21 protein-coding genes and 1 pseudogene are annotated in these 20979 nt (G+C 43.8%); all 22 read left to right on the top strand.

Annotated elements, in window-relative coordinates; genetic code table 11:
* The 22 genes and pseudogenes from ACVRZ8_RS01560 (at position 1) to rfbD (ending at position 20854) form a co-directional block, all read left to right on the top strand.
* Positions 1-225, top strand: a complete 225-nt coding sequence (locus tag ACVRZ8_RS01560) for a hypothetical protein (protein ID WP_447447573.1) — start codon at positions 1-3, stop codon at positions 223-225.
* 12 nt (positions 226-237) lie between these two features.
* On the top strand, positions 238-1218 hold the full coding sequence (locus ACVRZ8_RS01555; protein ID WP_447447572.1) for a hypothetical protein: 981 nt from the start codon (positions 238-240) through the stop codon (positions 1216-1218).
* Between the two features lie 61 nt (positions 1219-1279).
* Entirely contained in the window at positions 1280-2062 is a 783-nt protein-coding gene (locus ACVRZ8_RS01550; RefSeq protein WP_447447571.1) for an LPXTG cell wall anchor domain-containing protein, read from the top strand.
* Between the two features lie 67 nt (positions 2063-2129).
* On the top strand, positions 2130-2669 hold the full coding sequence (locus ACVRZ8_RS01545) for a DUF3801 domain-containing protein (RefSeq protein WP_447447570.1): 540 nt from the start codon (positions 2130-2132) through the stop codon (positions 2667-2669).
* Positions 2666-4525: a VirD4-like conjugal transfer protein, CD1115 family gene (locus ACVRZ8_RS01540; protein ID WP_447447569.1), complete on the top strand. Its 1860-nt coding sequence runs from the start codon at positions 2666-2668 to the stop codon at positions 4523-4525. The genes ACVRZ8_RS01545 and ACVRZ8_RS01540 overlap by 4 nt, the downstream gene beginning before the upstream one ends.
* A 14-nt stretch (positions 4526-4539) precedes the next feature.
* Positions 4540-4878, top strand: a complete 339-nt coding sequence (locus ACVRZ8_RS01535; protein ID WP_447447568.1) for a hypothetical protein — start codon at positions 4540-4542, stop codon at positions 4876-4878.
* A complete protein-coding gene (locus tag ACVRZ8_RS01530) occupies positions 4865-8092 on the top strand; it encodes a PBECR4 domain-containing protein (RefSeq protein ID WP_447447567.1) in 3228 nt (1075 codons plus the stop codon). Before ACVRZ8_RS01535 ends, ACVRZ8_RS01530 begins: the two co-directional genes overlap by 14 nt.
* Positions 8093-8203: 111 nt before the next feature.
* Positions 8204-8419 carry a hypothetical protein gene (locus tag ACVRZ8_RS01525; RefSeq protein WP_447447566.1) on the top strand — a complete coding sequence of 72 codons (216 nt, stop codon included), beginning with the start codon at positions 8204-8206 and terminating at the stop codon, positions 8417-8419.
* 255 nt (positions 8420-8674) lie between these two features.
* Entirely contained in the window at positions 8675-9046 is a 372-nt protein-coding gene (locus ACVRZ8_RS01520) for a MobC family plasmid mobilization relaxosome protein (RefSeq protein ID WP_447447565.1), read from the top strand.
* The gene (locus ACVRZ8_RS01515) at positions 9037-10653 is read left to right on the top strand and encodes a relaxase/mobilization nuclease domain-containing protein (protein WP_447447564.1); all 1617 of its coding nucleotides are present in this window, start codon (positions 9037-9039) and stop codon (positions 10651-10653) included. Before ACVRZ8_RS01520 ends, ACVRZ8_RS01515 begins: the two co-directional genes overlap by 10 nt.
* A gap of 107 nt (positions 10654-10760) precedes the next feature.
* Complete coding sequence (locus ACVRZ8_RS01510; RefSeq protein ID WP_447447563.1) at positions 10761-11345, top strand: recombinase family protein; 585 nt, start codon at positions 10761-10763, stop codon at positions 11343-11345.
* 114 nt (positions 11346-11459) lie between these two features.
* On the top strand, positions 11460-11696 hold the full coding sequence (locus ACVRZ8_RS01505; RefSeq protein ID WP_447447562.1) for a hypothetical protein: 237 nt from the start codon (positions 11460-11462) through the stop codon (positions 11694-11696).
* 55 nt (positions 11697-11751) lie between these two features.
* Positions 11752-11829: pseudogene (locus ACVRZ8_RS01500) on the top strand (recombinase family protein); the annotation flags it as partial.
* Between the two features lie 98 nt (positions 11830-11927).
* A complete protein-coding gene (locus ACVRZ8_RS01495; RefSeq protein ID WP_447447561.1) occupies positions 11928-12470 on the top strand; it encodes a P-loop NTPase family protein in 543 nt (180 codons plus the stop codon).
* Positions 12471-13268 carry a ParA family protein gene (locus tag ACVRZ8_RS01490; protein ID WP_447447560.1) on the top strand — a complete coding sequence of 266 codons (798 nt, stop codon included), beginning with the start codon at positions 12471-12473 and terminating at the stop codon, positions 13266-13268.
* A gap of 65 nt (positions 13269-13333) precedes the next feature.
* Positions 13334-13573, top strand: coding sequence for a hypothetical protein (locus tag ACVRZ8_RS01485; RefSeq protein ID WP_447447559.1), 240 nt, complete (start codon positions 13334-13336; stop codon positions 13571-13573).
* A 159-nt stretch (positions 13574-13732) separates the two neighbouring features.
* A complete protein-coding gene (locus ACVRZ8_RS01480; protein ID WP_447447558.1) occupies positions 13733-15073 on the top strand; it encodes an ISLre2 family transposase in 1341 nt (446 codons plus the stop codon).
* Positions 15074-15453: 380 nt separating this feature from the next.
* A complete protein-coding gene (gene dnaG, locus ACVRZ8_RS01475) occupies positions 15454-17247 on the top strand; it encodes a DNA primase (protein ID WP_447447557.1) in 1794 nt (597 codons plus the stop codon).
* Positions 17248-17249: 2 nt separating this feature from the next.
* Positions 17250-18359, top strand: a complete 1110-nt coding sequence (gene rpoD / locus ACVRZ8_RS01470; RefSeq protein ID WP_447447556.1) for an RNA polymerase sigma factor RpoD — start codon at positions 17250-17252, stop codon at positions 18357-18359.
* Positions 18360-18625: 266 nt separating this feature from the next.
* Positions 18626-18961 carry a metal-sulfur cluster assembly factor gene (locus tag ACVRZ8_RS01465; protein WP_447447555.1) on the top strand — a complete coding sequence of 112 codons (336 nt, stop codon included), beginning with the start codon at positions 18626-18628 and terminating at the stop codon, positions 18959-18961.
* 39 nt (positions 18962-19000) lie between these two features.
* The gene (locus tag ACVRZ8_RS01460) at positions 19001-19927 is read left to right on the top strand and encodes a glycosyltransferase family 2 protein (RefSeq protein ID WP_447447554.1); all 927 of its coding nucleotides are present in this window, start codon (positions 19001-19003) and stop codon (positions 19925-19927) included.
* A gap of 75 nt (positions 19928-20002) precedes the next feature.
* Complete coding sequence (gene rfbD / locus ACVRZ8_RS01455) at positions 20003-20854, top strand: dTDP-4-dehydrorhamnose reductase (protein ID WP_447447553.1); 852 nt, start codon at positions 20003-20005, stop codon at positions 20852-20854.
* The last annotated feature ends 125 nt before the right edge of the window (positions 20855-20979 follow it).

The raw sequence follows: 20979 nt of genomic DNA, 5'->3' as shown, positions 1-20979 counted from the left end.
ATGGCTAAAAAAATCACCTGGCAAGACCAGAAAAAACGTTACGAAGATGGGCTAAAGAAACTGGAGAAACTCCAGGAACAAGCTCAAGACCTTGAGGCTAAGATGACCGCTCAAGAAACCCTCAATCAAAATCTCTTGGCAGATTATTTGACCGCTCTTGCAAAAGAAGGCGGCAAGTCCCTGGAGGAAATTGAACAGCTCATCTTGACGCCTCATCACTCCTAAGGAGGACCGCTTATGTTTCAATTGACCAACCAAGTCACCAGACAAGAAGTCGTCTTCCAGGATCGTGATGAATTGTTAAATTACCTAGACAGTGAAAATGTTCGCTGCAGCCATGAGCAAGACACCGCCAGTCTAGTAGTGTCTCAAATCACTGAGGACGGCAGTGTCCTGGCTTCTAAAGACCTTACCTTACCAGACCCTCGACGTGCGGATGCGCTTTTGCTTGGCTTTGGTCAAGAAGAAACCAAAAAGCGAGGCTTTGGCTTGCGCAAGGAGAGGAAACCTAAGCTCGATAGGAAGGCACTTGTCCAGGAATCTCAACGAAATGAGCTCACAGAGCCTCTCTCAGCACCGCCTACATCACAGGTTAGCTCAGAAAGTGTTGCTCCAGTTATTACCTCACAAGCTCCAGTCGTTTCGGAGGCTCCAACACCTCAACCAGTGCCTGCAGCTATTGAACAAGTATCAGCTTCAGAAGCTTCAAAACCAACACCACCTCAAGGAGCAGCTCCTGCAGGTAAGGCCCCAACACTTTGGTTAAGCCTCTTGACCTTTGGTTTGGTCGCTTCCCTAGGGCTAACGGCCTTCCTAGGCCTTCAAAATTGGCAACAAAGCCGCACCCTATCTTCCCTTAAGGAAAGTGTGACCAGCGTCCAAACAGAAAGCCAGGAAGCACATCAGCTGGATGTCTTCACTCGGTTCTTTCTCCCTAACTATTTCTCAGGGGACACGGACAACCTGACGGAGTTTGTCGAAAGTCCTCGTCAGTCTCGTGATTGGGACTTGCCTTCAGGCACCATCCAATCCGTGATTTTGGAGGCAGTCACTCACACCAACAAAGACACCTATGAGTTATCTTATGTCGTCTCCTACCGAACGGATGAGGGTTCTGCAGAACCTCAACTTATCACCTTTGAGGTCACGGCAGACGAATCCTCGACCTATGGCTACCTGGTAACAGATGAGCCTGAGATGGCGAATTATTTAGATTAACACTAGCACACCCACAGCAACACAAGAGCTCTTAGGATAGAGCACCAGAAAGGAAAACACCATGACAGCACATAAATCAACAAAAGCAGCCCTTATCACAGCCATCACCTTCTCAGCTTTGCTGCTTGCCCCTAAAAGCTTTGCGGATGACACTACCACACCAGCAACGGACACAGGTTCTGCAGCCCTGGTGACGGGGTCTGATTCTGCAGTAGCAGCTACTGATGGCAGTACCACAACCCCAACAACGGGAACAGACACAGGAACAGGAACTTTTGACAGCAGCACAACCGCAGGAGGAACAGACTCCAGCACGGCGACCACACCAACTGACCCTGCTTCTGGAACTACAGACACCAGCTCAACAGATTCTGGTACAGATACCAGCACCACGACACCTGCAGGGGATGGCACGTCAACCGCTGGCAGTACAGATAGCACAACAAGCAGCAGCACGACGACTGCAGACAGCACACAAGCAGCGCCTGCTCCCTCAACAGGTCAGGGTGCTTCCTCTGGAGCAGGAACAGGCGATACGTCAAGCAGCACTGCAGCAGCAACTATGACACCAGTCCAAACAGCTTCAGGTCAGACTATTGTCGGTACCACGAACGGTCAAGTGATTGTCGAAGACACCACAACTGGCACCACACAGACGGTTGACGCTGCAGCGGTGGGTTGGACGGTCAATGATGATGGCACGGTTTCTGGTCAAACCAGCACAGGCGAGACCGCAACCCTGCCAAATACAGGTAGCGAGACCAGTCCTTGGTTGACAGGTCTTGGCCTGACCAGTCTTCTGAGTGCTCTTGCCGTTGCCCTCAAGGACCGTTTAAAAGCTTAATTCATCACACTCAAAAGCAGCTTCAAAGAGAGGAGCTGCTTTTTGCATAGCCTAAAAAGGAGACCTTATGGACCAAGAACAAATCGCCCGTCGTATGCTAGACCTAGGCAAATTCACTGGAGAAGTCTTTCTCAAGTCCATGCTTTACGTGGCTAACGAAGGAAAAGACTTTGCCCGTGACGTTATCGCTAATCGACGTTTTGCAGGAGAAACTAGCTGGAACAAGCTGGCTGCTGCCAAAGGGCAAAATGACATCAAAACCTTTCTCAGCTCTGAGATGAACCTGAACCAACTCAAAAAGTATATGAAAGAGCTCCATATCGGAGTAGCCTTTGAAAAACGCCCTGATGGTAAGGTGGATATGCTCTTCAAGGCCAAAGACCGAGCCCTGGTGGAGAAAGCCTTTGAGCGGACCGTGGACCAGCTCACAACACCAGGAGAAGGCCAAAAATTGACCCAACGCTTGGCCAAGAGTCCTCAGAACATGAGTTTAGAGGACAAATTGGCCCGTTTCCAAAACCAATCGCACGAACTGGCCGCTCAGGCTGCAGCTAACAAAACCAAATCAGCTGCTAAAGAAAAAACGAAAGGAGACGTCTCTAAATGACAGAAGAAGTTACCTATCAACGTTCCAAAGTCCCTTATCTCATCTTTGCTCTGGTAGCCTTCTACCTGACTCATTGGCTGGTGAAACTCTTTCAAGCGGCACCTGATACCTCCTCGATGGCTGACCCCTTGGGGACTGGCCGTTTTAGCTGGATGATGAGCCATTTCTCTGAGAAGGCTTGGATTGACCTGCAGTTTAACCTTTGGTCAGCTGGTCTGGGGGTAGCTGTCGCTTTCCTTGTCTTTCTCATGGCATTTCGACGTCGTCAGACGGGCGTCTATCGTCACCAGGAAGAACACGGGTCTGCACGCTTTGCGACGACGGAAGAGATGAAACGCTATGAGGATGAAGACCCATCCCATAACATGATTTTCTCTGAGCATGCTCAAATGGGCCTTTACAACAAACGTCTGCCTTATCTTTACCAGGTCAATAAAAACGTCATGGTTATTGGTCTTCCAGGGGACGGGAAAACCCGCTCTGTTGGGAAACCTAATATCATGCAACTAAACGCTTCATTTGCTATGACTGACCCTAAAGGCTTGACTGTCTTTGAGACAGGAAAGCTCCTGGAGGAACAAGGCTACACCGTTAAGGTTCTAGACTTGATTTCTTTGGAGAACAGTGACACCTTTAACATCTTTCAATACATGACCTCTGAGAATGACATCGATCGAGTGGCTGAAGCCCTCATCATGGCGACTCAGCGTAGTGATAACAAAGGCGAAGATTTCTGGGCGCAGGCAGAAGCCTTCCTGATTCGGGCTCTAATCGGCTATCTCTACTTTGATGGCAAGGTCAAGGGTAATTATGAGCCAAATTTAGCCCAGGTCACAGATATGTTGCGTTTGCTGAAGCGTGAAAATCCTGACGTTGAAAGTCCTGTAGAGCTCATGTTTGCCGCCTTGGAGGAAGACCTTCCAGGTAATTATGCTTGCAAGCAATTCAACCTCTTTATGAGTAACTTTGGTGGCAATACCCTTATGTCTGTCTTGGCCATTGCAGCCAGTCGTTTCTCCGTCTTTGACCATGCTGCTGTCCGCCAAATCATTGCCCACGACACCATGGAAATTGAGAAGTGGCAGACCGAAAAGACAGCTGTCTTTGTGGCCATCCCAGAGGCTGATGGCGCCTATAACTTTATCGCCAATCTCCTCTTTGTCACCTGTTTCAGGGTCTTGCCAGCTGAAGCGGACAAGGTCCTCAGAGGGAACCATCCGACGGTCAAGGCAGAGAACCTGATTCATTTCAGGTATCTTCTGGATGAGTTTGCCCAGTTAGGGAAACTCATGAACGTGACCGAGTCACAATCTTCCATCCGTTCCCGTGAGCAGTCCATGACTATCTTTATCCAGGCTATCAGCCAAATGAAGGCCCTCTATGGAGACCAGTGGCGAACCCTCTTTAATAACAGTGGGACCCACATCTACTTGGGGACCCAAGATAAGGAAACCATGGAATACTACTCTATGCGTGCAGGGAAACAGACCATCAATCAAGACAATTCGTCTCAAACCTACAACGCTCAAAATGGTTCCTCATCTGTGACCACGTCCTCTATCGGTCGTGACTTGATGACGCCAGATGAAATCGCCCGTATTGGTGGGGATGAAGCCCTGGTCTTTGTCTCCAAGCAGAATGTCTATAAAGACCGTCGTTACCCTTTGGAAAACCACCCACACTATGCGGAGATTTCAGAAGGACCAGGTGATGGCAAGTGGTATCACTATGAGCGTACCATGACCGATATTGAAGAATGGTACCAAAATGTTGTTGTTTCCGACGTGGAAATCATCGACCGAGCAGCGGTTACTGATATGGATTTACCTTGGAATCAGACAGAACTCACCGCTTAGAAATGGAGCAATTTATGACTACACAAGGACACGGTATCGGCTTTCTGGACGGTATCGAGCAACACCTCCCCACCCCTATTGTCATCGACGTCATCCGAGAGATGGCCTTAAGTGGCGCTATCACTCCAGGAACGACGGATGAAACCATCCGTACCCTTCTGGTGCGAGAAAGCCTCAAGCAGGTCTCCTATGAGGATTACCTGGTCTTAGCGGACTACCTCTTTGTCTATCCTAAAGGCGAAGAGGTCACAGAAGTGGCTCTGATTGAACCGTCTAAACGGGTCTATCAGCAACTCCAGGAGCATATCGACGCCTTTCTTACCGTGAAAGGAGACACTTATGGCCAGCATTGAAGACCTCAAGCAACTGTCTATCATCGACGTGGCCGAACGCTTGGGCATGACCCTGAAGCAAGAAAGCAGCCGTTATTACCAATGGGAAGAACACGACTCTTTCCAGATTGATACCCATAAAAACACTTTTTCCTGGTACTCCAGGGGCACACACGGCGACGTCTTTGACCTGGTACAGACTATCCGAGAGGAACAGACAGGCGAAAAGGTTTCCTTTGGAGCTGCCAAGAAATACCTGGAGACAGGAGAGTTTAAGACTTTTGAAGCAGCAGCCGTCAAGAGTGAGCCCTTTGAGTATCGCCTGACGCCCTATGAAAATGCGGACTTTACCAGGGCTAGAGCTTACTTGACCCAAGAAAGAGGCTTGTCTGATGAGACCATCAATTTCTTTGGGCGTCAAGGCGTCCTGGCAGAAGCTCAATTTAAAACGGGAGACCTAAGGGAGCCTATTGTCGTCTTTAAGACCTTAAACCGTGACGGAGAGGTCACAGGGGCCTCTCTGCAGGGCATTGAGTCTCATCCTGAGTCTCACGAACGTGGACGGCTTAAACGGCTTCTCAGAGCCTCTGATGGCCTTGGAGGCATGCACGTGGATATTGGGGAACCCAAACGTCTTGTCTTTGCGGAGGCACCGATTGACCTCATGTCCTACTATGAGACACATAAGGACCTGCTGCAGGATGTCCGACTGGTTGCTATGGATGGCCTCAAAGAGGGCACCGTTAGCCGCTATACCATGGAATTGATTGCAGAGAAAGAGGGTAAGAATTACCAGGTCAACGAAAACACCTGGCATGCTTTGGAAAATACGGCCCGTTTGACGAATTATCTAACAGAGGAGGTCCCAGCAGACTTTCTCACGCTGGCCGTTGACAATGACGCTGCAGGGCGTCAATTTGTCGAACGGCTGCAGGCGAAAACTATCCCAGTCCTGGCTGACTTACCTCCCTTGGCGGAAGGACAGACCAAAACAGACTGGAATGATTACCTGAAAGACCAGAAAGGAAACCAAGTCATGGCAGATAATCACCCATCATTAGATAGCTCAAAGGACATAGAAAAAGCCCCTGGAGACCAGGAGCTTTCTCTTGAAGGGACCGATGCAAGTAAGGGGTCTTTACAGCCCGAAGCTGAAGGCAGTCCCACACCCGTATCACCACGTGATACCTTTGAGCAAACTGTTACCAGTCACCCGACGGTGTCCCTTCCTTACTTACATTTTAGCACAGACCAAACACCTTTGTCAAAAGGACGTCCTGGCTATCATGTGATTACAGAGAAGGAATTGGCCAAGCTCAACAACTATGCTGGTATGCTGCAGGAGGTGTCTCACTGGTATCGAGAAACCCTGGCAGATAGCAACGTTCACTATTTCGTGATCGATGGCCAAGACACCGAAGTGGTCAAGCTGACTTTTGAAAAGCACCACTTTGCTCACCTGACAGGCGTCCAGCCTGTGGAAACGTCCCTCACGGCCAGCCAGGTTTTAGATAAGCTGGCAGACGGTCAAGGGCATTTTGACAATATCCTGATTGCTAATCAAAACAATGCCTTTAAGAAATTGGGGGTCTTGCCTAACATCAAGTCTATTGTCAATGCCAAGTCTTTCTACTTTGACCAGCTCCAGGATCTGCAGCGCTTTGAGCGTATCGACGTTTCCAAAGCCATTCAATCTGATGATGAAGATTTGCTGTTGGCCTTTCGGACAGAAGAAAATCAAGAGGGAGATTATTCTTACCCTGTGTCTCTCCAGAAGGTCAAGGGAGGCCTGAAGACAGACATTGCAACCAAGGACCATAAAGCTATCTTGGGGATTTACCGAGAAAAAGATGGACAGCTAGAACAGCTTTCTATCAACGACGAATACGTCAAAGATAACGGGGCTGAAATGCTGTCTGTGCTGACCCGTGGAGACCTGGAACCTGTCCAGTCTAGGGAAGAACCAGCTCCTCGACGTCGCAGCTTGTCCGACCGTTTCCAAGAGTTTAGGAGCGCTTTGAGACGTCCGCAACAAGACGCACCAAAAGCTCAATCATCTCAACCAGCTACCGTGACGGAAGACCTGGAAAAGACCCTTGAGAAAACCATTCCAGCGCCTCAAGTTGACACGGTCCACCTGGGACCAAGTCAGCCAGTGTCATCCTTCACAGATGACGCTGCAGCGCAAACCGTCTCAGAAATGATTGCCAACAAGGACACGCAAGCCCTCTCTAAACACATGAAAGAAGGGGTCAGGGATTTCTTCCAATCAGACCAATACAAAACCTTTTTGCAGACAATGGCTAAGTTTCCGAAATACTCTTTCAACAATGTCCAGCTTCTTATGGCACAGGATAAAGACGTTTCTTTGGTAACTTCCTTCAAAAAATGGAAGTCTGATTTTGACCGTTCGGTCATCAAAGGGTCTAAGGCTCTTAGGATTTGGGCACCCACAAAAGTGACCCGTAAAGATAAAAATGGTGACCCCATTTTGGACAAAGATGGGAAACCTGAAACCTATACCCGTTTCATTTTGGTCCCTGTGTTTGACGTGTCTCAAACCGAAGGTAAGGATCTTCCCAAGATGATTAACGAACTTGAGGGAACCATGGATAACTATGCGGCCCTCTACCGTTCTGCCCGTGACGTGTCACTGGCTAACGGGGTTCCAATTAGTATTGACAAGACTTTGGACGCTAACGGGGTTTATCTCCCGCAGGAAAATAAAATCTTCCTCAAGCCTGGCATGTCCCAGCAACAGACCCTCAAGACACTCTTCCACGAGATGGCTCACTCTGACCTCCATAACCCTGAAGTTGTCGCTGAAAATATTACCAGCTACAGCACTGCCGAACTTCAAGCAGAGTCCGTCGCTTACGTCGTCACCAATCATTATGGCTTTGATACGAGTGAGTATTCCTTTGGTTATTTGGCCAGCTGGTCTCAGGACAAACAGGGACTAAAAGACTTGGAAGACCAACTCAAAATCGTTCAGAAAGAAGCCAGCTCCTTGATTGAACGAATTGACACCCAGCTGGAAAAACACCTCAATCAAGAGGTCACTCAAGACAAATTCACGGACAAGTTAAACTCCTTTAAAGAGGCTAGCACCGATAAAGCTAGCAACTTATCCGAGAAAACCAAAGAGGAATCAGCGTCAAAAAAGTTATCAAGTCAGACGCCGTCATCGCCCCAATCAAAGGCGGAGACCTCCCAGAGGGAGAGCGACAAATGACGACGCCTGGCGACTTGCTGAAGCGTTCCTTACGCAAACGACAGGAAGGAAAAAATGACCATGATGACAACCGTCACTAACGTGCTCTTAAGTACCTTATACGACCTAGAAATGACAAGAGGTGAGGTAACAACCACCCTTAATCCTAGCTTGGAAAATGCTAGCCGCACAGAAATGATTGCCCAACTCCAGCAGGATGTGGCAACCCTCCAGGGAGCAGATGATGACCTGGTAGAAGATTACTTACGGACCATCGCCTACCTGGAACGAGTCACGGATGTGGAGTATCAAGTGCTCCATCACCAGCTCCTCTCAGGTGAATATTAGTCCCCGATTAGGGGACGTCCCTTGGTCAGTTCTCGCAGAGAAGTGACCAGATAGGTGTGCAGCGCACACCTCAAAAGGGGCTTGGGGTTTCCCCAAAGTTAGAACAAGTTGAGTCGGTTTTCAGGTGCCCAGGTGGCAGCTGAAAGACCTGCTCATCTTTTCTATTTTCGCATTTGTAGCCACAAATGCTATGCTTGCCCGAAGGGGAAACCTTTCCCACCCTGGGGCAGCTCAGCACTAGAAAGGACCAATCTAATGACCAATGAAGAAGCGAAACGAAGCAGACCTATTTTGAAGAGATTTTTTGTCGATGAAGCAGAAAATGAAGCTATCAAGACCCGTTTGGCAGACTCAGGCTTGACCAGCTTTTCCCGTTTTGCCAGGACTATGCTCTTGACAGGAGAGGTCAAGGTGGTCAACGTCGAGGGGCTGCAGGAACTGCAGACAGAGATTAACCGTATCGGGACCAACGTCAACCAAATCGCACGGGTAGCCAACACAGACGGCAGCATATCTCCTGAGCAGCTGGTAGACGTCTTAACCCAGTTGGAAGACATCAGAGGCCTGATGACAGAGACCCTGAAAGAAGTCAAAAAAACCTTAGGGGAGCAAGAGACATGGTTGTAACGAAAGTCCATCAAATCAAAACCTCTGCGGGACTAGGACGCTCCATCCAGTACATATTAAACGACGCCAAGACCATCTCACCAGAGGTCACTGGGGACTTTGATTTTCCCCTCATCGTTCGTGATGGTCAAGTTGGGCAACAACTCATTTCAGGACACGACGTGACCAATCTCAAAGCTGCAGACGTTGAATTTACCTTGACCAAACAGTTGGCTGATAGACGGATGGGACGTGATAGACAATCGGACCTGGTCACAGGAAAAGGGGTCTTAGCTCACCACATCATCCAGTCTTTTTCGCCTGAAGACAATCTATCAGCGGAGGAAATTCACGCCATCGGTCGGCAGACGGTTATGGAGTTGACAGGTGGTAACCATTCCTTTGTTATTGCCACCCACATGGACCAGGACCATATCCATAACCACATTATTTTCAATGCCACCAGTAACGTAGACTTGAAAAAATTTCGTTGGCAAAAAGGCACCAAGAAGAGCCTGGAGAAAATTTCGGACAAGCATGCAGACCTAGCAGGTGCCAAAATCATTGAACCAAAAGCAGCTGTCTTTGACCACAAGGCCTACGCTGCTTACCAGAAAAAATCCGTCTATAAACTAGACATCAAATCCCGTTTAGAGTTTCTCCTCAAACAATCCCTCAACCTGGAAGATTTCAAAGCTAAGGCCAAAGTGCTTAACCTGCAGGTGGATTTTTCGGGTAAGTATGCCAAGTATAAGCTCCTGGACCGTGACCAGCAACGTAACACCAGGGACTCGACCTTGTCCAAACGTGGGCGGTATTCTATGGCTGCTATTGCAGAGCGTTTGTCCAAGAATGAGGCCGCATATTCCCTGGAGGACATCAAGCAAGCGTATGATCAGGAACAAGCGGATAAGGCGGATGATTTTGAAATGCGCCTCTTTGTCAAAAAGGACCAAGTCAGTGAAGAAAGTCAAACAGGGATTTACCTGCAGGTGGACTATGGCTTGCGTAACACGGGGACGATAAAAATTCCCTATCGGCAAGTCGAAAAGACCGAGGAGGGAGACTTTGAAGTCTTTATCAAGCACTCTGACTTTTTCTACTTCATCAACCCTGACCACTCAGAAAATAATCGCTTTATGAGAGGGGACACCCTAGTCAAGCAGTTGGCTCACGCCTCTGGAGAGTATATCGTCAGACGTCATCACCATCTCAATGACCTGGACCATCTCATCAAAGAGTTTGAGTTCCTGGTGGCCTATGACGTGACCGATGGCAGCCAATTTGAAGAATTGAGCGACCGTTTCAATGAGCAGCTGGACCAAACCGAGGACAGTCTCGATCGATTGGACCAGCGCCTAGCAACCCTTAACCGAGTCTTGGCCTCCATCTCAGAATTAGACGGTAGCGAACACACCGACGTGACCCGTCAGGTATTGCTTGAGAATGGCCTGGCACCACAAATGACCTTGAGTGAATTGGAGAAAGAGGTTCTTGAGATTCAAGTCGAACGTGACAGCCTCAGGGAGAGGTATGAAGAAATCATGACCAACTTTGAAACCTATGAAGAAGTCAAAGACAATGCCAAGGAGCGCCAGCGAGAAGAAGAGCAGGGGTTAGAACGTTAACCAGGGATGAGGACAATGTGGTATAGCCTATTGGCCTCTTTCCTTTTTCTTGATTTTAAAGGGATAAACAGACGGACAATAGGGTTAGGCAAAATAGGAGGCGGAAAATGGCAAAAATCGGGTATGCTAGGGTTAGTTCAACTGACCAAAATTTAGCCAGGCAACTAGAGCAACTGAAGCACGTTGACAAGATCTTCTCTGATCAGGAATCAGGAAGAACACTAGACCGCCCTCAGTTAGCAGCAATGTTGTCTTATCTCCGAGAGGGAGATATAGTCATTGTGACAGAATTAGATCGTCTGGGAAGAAATAACAAGGAATTAACACAAGTCATGAATGCCATCCAATCTAAGGGAGCAACGCTAGAAGTTTTAGGTCTTCCAACCTTGAATGGGATTCAGGATGACAACCTTAGACTGTTGCTTAATAATCTGATCTTGGAAATAGTGAAATACCAGGCGGAAGCAGAACGCCAAAAAATTAAGGAACGTCAAGCTCAAGGGATAGCTATTGCAAAAACACAAGGCAAATATCAGGGACGGAAGGCACTCTTTTCAGCTGATGACAGCAGATTAAAACATGCTTTTAATCTTTACCTTTCAGGCATGTCAGATAAGGATGTGGCCAAACTTACAGGTATCAATGAACGTACCTTTAGACGGTATCGTGAGAAATACAGTGTAAAAAGATAGTGATTAAAATCAATATTAAAATATTGATAAAAATAACTATTTTAATATTGATTTTTATAGTGATTTATATTATAATAAGAGTATAGAAATAGATTGGAGAAATCATTAAAGTTCATGGAAGAAAAAATTAAACAAACTATATTTATAGTGGTTTTAACATTCACTGTACCGTTTGTTATAACACTACTTTTTGCTTTCTTTTGGAATTTTCCTGATTTTGTAATACAAATTATTGATGGTGGAGAAAGGTTATTGCCCATTTTAACTGTTTCTATCTTCTGGAAAATTTATGGGGTGTTCCTTTCTTTGTGGTCAATATTATTGTTGTATGTGCTAAGTTTTCAGGATTAAATAGTATGGAGGACAACGGAAAATGAAATTTATTAGTTTTGTAGCTATTAAAGGAAAGGATGTGGCAAAGCTAACAGGTATCAACGAGCGTACTTTTAGACGGTATCGTGAAAAGCACCGTATAAAAAGATAGTGGTTAAAATCAATATAAAAATATTGATAAAAATATCTATTTTAATATTGATTTTTATAGTGATTTATATTATAATAAAAATAAAAAAGGAGACTAAAATGGATTTTGAAACTACTACAAATGATGAGTTTTATCTATCATGGATTAATGAGAGTAAATATTTTCTGAAGAATATTATTTTAATGGGTCGTGCGGGTTGTGGAAAAACCTATTTTTTAAAAGAACTTATGAATGATAAACTTGTTCGGGACAAGTACCACATAATTCATATTGATATATTAAAAAAAAATGGGAAACCAATTGATTCTGATTTACTATCCTGTTTTGTACAAAAATTAAAAGAAATAAATAACACAGCCATACATGATGAGGCATCAGCACAACAGTTAGTGGTTATTGATGAATTTTTTATACCGTTTTGTTACTATCGTTTTGAGGACACTCCTGAATATAAATCATTTGTTGATCTAGTTGCAAGAACTATCTCAAATCCTGACATATTTGTTATACTTACTGCTCAATCTGATAAACAAATTAGAGATTTTAAGGAGAAATTCCCTAATTCGCAACTAGACACAATTAATAATATTTATTGGATAAATTACGACGGTTTTTGTGTTCGAATTAAAGGGGGATGGTAAATGAAACTCATGAGTTTTGTAGCCATTAAAGGAGGTGTTGGGAAAACCACCCTAGCCCTTCTAAATGGCCAGTATCTAGCTAGTAAAGGTTACAGGGTCTTATTTATTGACCTAGACCACCAATGCAATTTAACTCATTTCTATGATGTCTATGAAGATACGTCAACTGTTGCTAATGTTTTTGCTGGTTCAGATGATGTGGCTATCTTATCTGTTGCTCCCAATATTGACTTGATTGCTGGGTCAATGAAATTGGATGAATCAGAAAGAAAGCTAGAAACCGACCCTAATCAAAATATGTATCTGTATGACTGGTTAGGGGATAATCTTGAGTCAAAAAATCTTGACCAGTACGATTATGTTATTTTAGATTGTCGTCCTGATTTTGGGATTGCCACAAGAAATGCGATTGCGGTTAGTCACACGCTTTTTAGCCCAATCATACCTAGTGATTTTGCTTTTGAAGCGAAGGAGAATTTAGAAGTTCGCCTAGAACAATACCGTAAAACGGAGATTATCCGTCCTAGTCGTGAATCACTGATTACAGCACAACTTTATTTCTTACCCAATATGATTAAGCACAATACGGCAAAATCAAAAGAGCTGTTAGAAGCTCTGAAAGATGATAAGTCAGTTGTTGGTTTAATTCCTCAAAAGGAACTGTTTAATCGTGCAACGAAAGATGAGACGGTTATTGATATGATGTTTGACTCAGCCTTGAAGAGTGAACATAAGGCTTTCTTCACGGGCTTAACTGAGACACTGACTCAGCTTCAGGAACTCACAGACAAGGCTTAATTTTAATCATTATTTATATCACTATTTTTATATCTATAAAAATCACTATTAAAAAGAGGTATGCCATGGCTTTTGAATCCAAAAAAGAAAAAATCAGCAAAGTCCTTCAGGAAAACTTGAAAGACCCTAAGCCCCAGAGGAAGCGAGGTCGAAAAGCTGGTCGCCCTTCAGGAAAGACTAAATTTCCTTATCAGTTCACTCTGAAACCACAAAATCGAGAGAAGCTGGATAGAATAGCGGAGGCATCAGGATATAGCGGAGCTTCTACTTTCCTTGATGACTGGATTGAACGGTATCAAGAATAATCATCATGATTTTAATAGCTATATAAATAACTATTAAAACCAATATAAAAATCATGATAAATATAAATATTGTTGTACTGACCTTTCCAAACGGAGAGGTCTTTTTTTCTTGCTTTGATTTTCGCTATAATAGGCGTATTGTAAGAAAAGGGAGAAGAGATGATGCTTGATGAGTTAACTTTTTCAGAACGTTTGAGAACAGATAATCAAAAATCATTCCTGAAGATGATTGAAGACTATGAGCGATCTATTGCGCCAAGTATGAGAGCACAAGGATTCAAGAGAATCAATCAAAAGGAACGGACAGTCATTTTCTCTTTTGGAGAGATGACTTTTTCAAGAAGCAGATGGAAAAAGGGGGACACTGTCAGAATCCCAGTAGATGAAAAGCTTGGACTAGAACCTCGTGTCAGGTTTTCACAAGAACTCTTGTACCAAATCACAAGACTTTCTAACGATATGCCTTATCGGAAAGTGGTTGAGGTCATGGAACTGCTCAAGAAAATCTATATCACCAAAAATACCGTTCAGCATGCCCTCAATGTCGCAGGTCAGCTCCTAGAGGATAAAGCAGATTATGACTCCTTATCAGCAGACAGATCAGCGGATCACTCAACTAAAATCAAGGCAAAAAAGCTTTATATTGAAGGTGATGGCGTTTGGGTCAAACAGTCAACACCTGACAAGAAGGGGAAGTCCGTAGAACTCAGTCATTTTGTTGTCCATACAGGAAGCAAGAAAGGCAATAGAAATGTCCTGATGGATAAATTTGAGGTAGTATCGACACACTATCATCAGGTCAAAGACAAGCTCCTTGATTTAATTACAGAACGCTTTGAGCTAACCCCTGAGACAGTCATTATAACCAACTCAGACGGTGGGAAGGGGTATTCTCCTAATTTCTTCAGGGAGCTCGTCAGTGGTTTTAGACCAAAAGAGCATTTTCATTTTTGGGATGCTTTTCACGTGAACCAAGCTATTAAGACACAGCTGAGACCATTTCCTTCAGAACTCACTAAGCAGGCATTTCAGGCACTCAAAAATCGGGATAGAGGACAGCTGAAGACAGTGCTAGACACTGCTGAGTCATTGATTGATACAGACGAGAAATTAGAAGCCTTTCAGCGTTTCAAACGGCAACTGATAAAAAATTTTAAATACACAGAAAGCCCTGAATCGGTTGGTCTTTCGTCAAGCGGTATTGGCATCATGGAGTCTCAGCATCGCAAAATCACGTATCGGATGAAAAATAGGGGCATGTATTGGAGTAAAAAAGGCGCAGATAATATGAGCCAAACCATTCTTTTAAGCCATGAAGGAAAGTTGAGAGATCTCTTTTTTGGAGAGTGGCGAAAAACCTATCAAAATATAAAAGACCAGGAAGGCAATTTCAGTGGTCAGTTTTTGCAAGCCCCAAAATCAGACTACACACTTCCCCATCTTAGACGGTCAATAGTTAAACCAAGATACGGGGAGAGTCTGGTAGATGAGCTAGAGTGAAAACAAAAAAACCTTGATTTTATAAGGTTTCTTGTAATTTTTTGTAGCAAATGCTTGCAATAGAATCTCATTATGATATAATAAAGCTAACTAAAAACACGAAGAAAAGACGAAAGGTGCGCGAACACCTTCCGCCTTACCGATTAAACAAAACACACTTGCTTAATCAGCTTAAAAATATTGTATCATTAAGAGACAGTATAATCAAGACTGAAGCAAGAAAAATATTGTGGCTTCGGTCTTATTTACGTTTCTCTTAATGATTTTTCATTTTCTCCCAAAAACAGACACACTCACAGCCTACTTTTTGTTTTACATTATCTTTACAGAGTGTTATAATGAAAAGTAATGCAATTGTGTGAGGTTTTGGGGGTGATGAGATGGCGATTGATAAGGCTGTCATTGACGAGATTAAGCGCAGCGTTAACATCGTAGATGTCATTGGTGAGGTTGTCAGCTTATCACGAACAGGCCGTCATTTTTTGGGGCTCTGCCCTTTTCATAAGGAAAAGACACCTTCTTTTAACGTCATTGAGGATCGTCAGTTTTACCACTGTTTTGGCTGTGGAAAATCTGGTGATGTTTTCAAATTTTTGGAAGAATATCGGAATATTTCTTTTCAAGAGAGTGTCAAAATTTTAGCTGAGCGTGCGGGAATAGCTGTGCAGGTGGAAAGCCCCCGTCAATCAGAACGAACGGCCAGTCCTTATCAGAAACTCTATCAGATAAATGCGGATGCGGCTAAATTTTATCATGCTGTTTTGATGACGACTAAGATTGGTGAATCCGCACGTGCTTATCTCTACAATCGCGGCCTTAATGATGATTTGCTAAAAGAATTCCAGATTGGTCTGTCACCAAATGAGACAGACTATCTCTACCAATCCGTTTCAAAAAAATATGACGAAGAGACCCTGCTGAATTCAGGACTTTTTAATCTATCCGGCAATAATCGGATATTTGATGCCTTTCAAAATCGAATTATATTTCCTCTGACCAATGAGTACGGCCAGACAGTGGGTTTTTCAGGCCGTATTTGGACAGAAAAAGATTTAGAGAGCCAGCAGGCTAAGTATAAAAATACTCGGGCAACTCAAATTTTTAACAAATCTTATGAATTTTACCACTTGGATAAGGCTAAGCCGGTCATTCAAAAAACGCATGAAGTTTATCTTATGGAAGGGTTCATGGATGTTATCGCGGCTTATCGTTCAGGGCATGCCAATGCTGTTGCTTCTATGGGGACGGCACTGACCCCTGAGCATGTTAATCACCTGCGAAAGCTGACTAAAAAGATTGTTTTAACTTATGATGGGGACAAGGCTGGACAAAATGCCATTGCTAAGTCATTGGATTTATTGGGAGATTTTCAGGTTGAGATTGTTCGTATTCCTGACAACATGGATCCTGATGAATTCCTGCAAAAGAATTCGGAAGAAGAGCTGGGAAAACTCTTAAAAGAATCACGTATTTCTGATGTGGAGTTTTGGATAGGTCAGCTGCAGCCGTTGAATGTAGACAATTTACAGGCTGAAATTGCCTATGTGGAAAAAATAGCAACTATCATTGCTAAATCACCGTCCATTACTGCTCAAAATTCCTACATTTCAAAAGTAGCAGAGCTTCTGCCAGACTTTGATTATTTTCAGATTGAGCAGGCGGTCAATAATGAGCGGCTTAAGCAGCGCCGTCAAATTAATGCGTCTGCTAATGAAACTTCCTATCAAGAACCCCAGCAAGTCCAGCTTAGCACAGCTGTCAGCCGTCACTTGTCTGCTTTAAGGCGGGCTGAAAATCAACTCTTTCATCGCATGCTCAATCACCCCATGGTTCTTAATGAGTTTTTGCTGAAAGATGATTTTGCCTTTGAGACAGCAGAATTACAAGTCCTTTACCAACTTTTAAAAGCAACTGGTGAGATTAATACGGTAGACTTGACCAATTTAGATGAGGCTGTTCAGTCAGCTTATTATCAAGTACTTGAGGAAAATCTCCCAGAAGAGACCTCTTTAGAAGAAGTTCGAGATATTGAACAGCGAAGGCTCCGCTATTTAAAACAGCAGGATCTTCGCAAGCAAAGTAAACAGATTAAAGATTCAAGCAATCATGGTGATGTAGATGCCGCAGTAGAAGCACTGCAGGCTCTCATCAGTCAAAAACGAGAGATGGAGTAACTATGGCAACCAAAAAACAAAACACTGCTTTTAATGTCCAAGTCGCTGATTTTATTCGCAACCATAAGAAAGACGGGGTTGCGGTGGATGACGAAGTCACTGAAAAATTGGTCATTCCTTTCACCCTTGATGCCGAAGGTATTGATGATCTTTTGGAACGTTTAACTGATGGCGGTATTTCAATTACGGATAAGGAAGGCAATCCGTCTTCAAAATATGTCGTTGAAGCACCGCAGCCAGAAGAGCTGACTGATGAAGAATTGCTGGGCTCTAATTCAGCTAAGGTGAACGATCCTGTCCGTATGTACCTCAAAGAAATTGGGGTTGTACCGCTTTTGACAAATGAAGAAGAAAAAGAACTGGCTATTGCTGTGGAAAATGGTGACCTTGAAGCTAAACAGCGTTTGGCAGAAGCTAATTTGCGTTTGGTTGTTTCTATTGCTAAGCGCTATGTTGGACGCGGCATGCAGTTTCTTGACCTCATTCAAGAGGGGAATATGGGTCTTATGAAGGCTGTTGATAAATTCGACTATTCTAAAGGATTCAAGTTTTCAACTTATGCTACTTGGTGGATTCGTCAGGCCATTACACGTGCTATTGCAGATCAAGCACGTACTATTCGTATCCCTGTTCACATGGTTGAAACGATTAATAAATTGGTACGTGAGCAGCGCAATCTTCTGCAAGAATTGGGGCAGGATCCAACGCCTGAACAAATTGCAGAGCGTATGGATATGACACCGGATAAGGTACGTGAGATCTTGAAAATTGCTCAAGAGCCGGTTTCTCTTGAGACACCAATCGGTGAAGAAGATGATAGCCATCTTGGAGATTTCATTGAGGATGAAGTCATTGAAAATCCGGTGGATTACACAACACGTGTTGTTCTGCGTGAGCAATTGGATGAAGTACTTGATACCTTGACAGACCGTGAGGAAAATGTTCTTCGCTTGCGCTTTGGTCTTGATGATGGGAAAATGCGTACGCTTGAAGATGTTGGAAAAGTCTTCAATGTTACACGTGAACGCATTCGTCAGATTGAAGCTAAGGCTCTTCGTAAACTTCGCCACCCAAGCCGAAGTAAGCAACTCAAAGACTTTATTGAAGATTGATAAGCACGCTTACCATCAGCTTAGCTAGACAGCACGCTATTTTGAATTGCAGAAAGTTTGGGAAAACATTTTAAAGCGTAAAGAAGTGAATGTTAGATTAGTTCCCAATGTAACTGTCCTTGTAAAAGGAAATCTTAAACACAGATGGTTTTTAAATACCTGATTGATGTAGAAATATAGCTGTTAACAGCGTTTGCTAAGTTGAAAAATAAAAGGTTGTTTACTAAGATAAATCAGCTTCGGGTGCTTGAAAGAGGAGGAATTTAATGTCAGAAGTACGTTACACAGAAGAAGAGGTAGCCAAAATCAAAGATCGTATTCTGGAAGCTTTGGAAATGGTTATTGACCCTGAACTCGGTATCGATATTGTCAATTTAGGCTTGATTTATGAAATTCGTTTTGAACAAGATGGTTATACTGAGATTGACATGACCTTGACGACTATGGGCTGTCCTCTGGCAGATCTGCTTACAGATCAAATTCATGATGTCATGAGAGATGTTCCAGAAGTGACCAAAACTGAAGTAAAATTGGTTTGGACACCGGCTTGGTCTATTGAGAAAATGAGCCGCTATGCTCGTATTGCACTTGGAATTCGATAAAGGAAGGCTTTGACTATCAAGGCCTTTTAGGTTAGAAATATGAAAACACTTAGTATTGTCGTTCCTTGTTATAACGAGGAAGAAACACTTCACCCGTTTTTAGACGCCTGTCAGAAGGTTGAGCAGCAGTTAGCCGATGAGCTAATCTTTAACTATTATTTTATCAATGATGGTTCCAAAGATAAGACTTTACTTATTTTGCGTCAGCTTGCACGTGAATTTGATAATGTTCACTACCTGTCGTTTTCACGTAATTTTGGAAAAGAAGCAGGGCTCTTAGCGGGACTTGAGGCAGCAGACGGAGACTTGGTAACTGTTATGGATGCCGATTTGCAGGATCCCCCTGAACTTCTGATTGAAATGTATGCCAAAATTCAAGAAGGTCATGATGTGGTAGGCACCCGCCGTGCAGATCGTAAGGGAGAGCCGATTATCCGTTCTTTCTTTGCCAAGAGTTTTTACTGGATTATCAATAAGGTTTCAGATACTGAAATGGTTGACGGAGCTCGTGATTTTCGTTTGATGACTCGTCAGGTCGTTGATGCCATCTTGCAGCTTGAAGAGGTCAATCGTTTTTCAAAAGGGTTGTTTTCATGGGTTGGTTTTGATGTAGCTTACGTTTCGTATGAAAATCGTGAACGGGTAGCTGGTGAGACTTCTTGGTCGTTCTGGAGCCTTTTGCGCTATTCGATTGATGGTTTCATCAATTTTTCCGAGGTACCGCTTAAGCTGGCTACATGGGCTGGTGCAGGCTCTTTTGTTATCTCACTCTGTAGCATTATCTTTATCATTATTCGTTATCTTATTCATGGGGATCCTGTTGCAGGCTGGGCCTCCACAATCTCTATTATTTTGTTTATTGGTGGCTTGCAATTGCTGGCGCTGGGCATTATTGGTAACTATATTGCTAAAATTTTTCTGGAAACCAAAAAACGTCCAGTTTATATTATTAAAGAAAAGGGATGAAAGTTTACCCTTTTTTTGTTAAAATAAAAAGGCAATAGTTATTATATTGGGCACTGCCCAGAAGGAGTAAAGACAATGATTCTTATCACAGGTGCTAATGGTCAGCTCGGAACAGAGCTCCGCTATTTACTTGACGAACGCAATGAAGAATATGTAGCAGTAGATGTTGCTGAAATGGATATTACCAAAGCTGAGCAAGTGGAACAAGTCTTTTCACAGGTACAGCCAAGTTTGGTTTACCATTGTGCGGCCTATACAGCAGTAGATGCAGCAGAGGATGAGGGCAAGGAATTGGATTATGCCATCAATGTAACGGGAACTGAAAATGTAGCCAAAGCTGCTGCTAAGTATGATGCTACCCTTGTCTATATTTCAACAGACTATGTTTTTGATGGTAAAAAGCCAGTGGGAGAAGAGTGGCTGGAAACAGATAAGCCAGATCCGCAAACTGAATATGGCCGTACAAAACGTTTGGGTGAAGAAAATGTTGAAAAATATGCGGATAAATTTTATATTATTCGTACTGCCTGGGTCTTTGGCAATTATGGAAAGAACTTTGTCTTTACCATGCAAAATTTGGCTAAAACACATGACAAATTGACTGTTGTTAACGACCAGCATGGACGTCCAACCTGGACACGTACTTTGGCTGAATTTATGACTTATTTGGCTGAAAATCAAAAAGATTTTGGCTACTATCATCTATCAAATGATGCCGCAGAAGATACAACTTGGTATGATTTCGCTGTTGAAATTCTTAAAGATACCTCTGTTGAGGTACTGCCGGTTGATTCATCTGCCTTTCCAGCCAAAGCTAAGCGCCCGCTGAATTCAACGATGAATTTAGATAAGGCTAAGGCCACTGGTTTTGTCATTCCAACTTGGCAAGATGCCTTAAAAGAATTCTACAAACAAGAAAAGAAATAATAAAAAGGCTCTTTGTCAACTGTAGTGGGTGACTTATAACTAAGCACGAGAGAGAATCAGATTGGTTCTCTCTCTTTGCATGTTCAAAGCGATAAGAATTTTAGTTTTAAAGTTTTTGAAGTTTC

The sequence above is a fragment of the Streptococcus dentiloxodontae genome (assembly GCF_053206925.1).
This window is presented reverse-complemented; position numbering and strand designations above follow the sequence as displayed.

Excerpts from the sequence above, each read along its gene's own strand:
- ACVRZ8_RS01495 (WP_447447561.1), top strand. The coding sequence starts at position 11,928 with ATGGATTTTGAAACTACTACAAATGATGAGTTTTATCTATCATGGATT.
- ACVRZ8_RS01510 (WP_447447563.1), top strand. The coding sequence starts at position 10,761 with ATGGCAAAAATCGGGTATGCTAGGGTTAGTTCAACTGACCAAAATTTA.
- ACVRZ8_RS01520 (WP_447447565.1), top strand. The coding sequence starts at position 8,675 with ATGACCAATGAAGAAGCGAAACGAAGCAGACCTATTTTGAAGAGATTT.
- rfbD (WP_447447553.1), top strand. The coding sequence starts at position 20,003 with ATGATTCTTATCACAGGTGCTAATGGTCAGCTCGGAACAGAGCTCCGC.
- ACVRZ8_RS01540 (WP_447447569.1), top strand. The coding sequence starts at position 2,666 with ATGACAGAAGAAGTTACCTATCAACGTTCCAAAGTCCCTTATCTCATC.
- ACVRZ8_RS01555 (WP_447447572.1), top strand. The coding sequence starts at position 238 with ATGTTTCAATTGACCAACCAAGTCACCAGACAAGAAGTCGTCTTCCAG.
- ACVRZ8_RS01525 (WP_447447566.1), top strand. The coding sequence starts at position 8,204 with ATGACAAGAGGTGAGGTAACAACCACCCTTAATCCTAGCTTGGAAAAT.
- ACVRZ8_RS01545 (WP_447447570.1), top strand. The coding sequence starts at position 2,130 with ATGGACCAAGAACAAATCGCCCGTCGTATGCTAGACCTAGGCAAATTC.
- ACVRZ8_RS01560 (WP_447447573.1), top strand. The coding sequence starts at position 1 with ATGGCTAAAAAAATCACCTGGCAAGACCAGAAAAAACGTTACGAAGAT.
- ACVRZ8_RS01490 (WP_447447560.1), top strand. The coding sequence starts at position 12,471 with ATGAAACTCATGAGTTTTGTAGCCATTAAAGGAGGTGTTGGGAAAACC.
- ACVRZ8_RS01460 (WP_447447554.1), top strand. The coding sequence starts at position 19,001 with ATGAAAACACTTAGTATTGTCGTTCCTTGTTATAACGAGGAAGAAACA.
- ACVRZ8_RS01535 (WP_447447568.1), top strand. The coding sequence starts at position 4,540 with ATGACTACACAAGGACACGGTATCGGCTTTCTGGACGGTATCGAGCAA.
- rpoD (WP_447447556.1), top strand. The coding sequence starts at position 17,250 with ATGGCAACCAAAAAACAAAACACTGCTTTTAATGTCCAAGTCGCTGAT.
- dnaG (WP_447447557.1), top strand. The coding sequence starts at position 15,454 with ATGGCGATTGATAAGGCTGTCATTGACGAGATTAAGCGCAGCGTTAAC.
- ACVRZ8_RS01480 (WP_447447558.1), top strand. The coding sequence starts at position 13,733 with ATGATGCTTGATGAGTTAACTTTTTCAGAACGTTTGAGAACAGATAAT.
- ACVRZ8_RS01505 (WP_447447562.1), top strand. The coding sequence starts at position 11,460 with ATGGAAGAAAAAATTAAACAAACTATATTTATAGTGGTTTTAACATTC.
- ACVRZ8_RS01485 (WP_447447559.1), top strand. The coding sequence starts at position 13,334 with ATGGCTTTTGAATCCAAAAAAGAAAAAATCAGCAAAGTCCTTCAGGAA.
- ACVRZ8_RS01515 (WP_447447564.1), top strand. The coding sequence starts at position 9,037 with ATGGTTGTAACGAAAGTCCATCAAATCAAAACCTCTGCGGGACTAGGA.
- ACVRZ8_RS01465 (WP_447447555.1), top strand. The coding sequence starts at position 18,626 with ATGTCAGAAGTACGTTACACAGAAGAAGAGGTAGCCAAAATCAAAGAT.
- ACVRZ8_RS01550 (WP_447447571.1), top strand. The coding sequence starts at position 1,280 with ATGACAGCACATAAATCAACAAAAGCAGCCCTTATCACAGCCATCACC.
- ACVRZ8_RS01530 (WP_447447567.1), top strand. The coding sequence starts at position 4,865 with ATGGCCAGCATTGAAGACCTCAAGCAACTGTCTATCATCGACGTGGCC.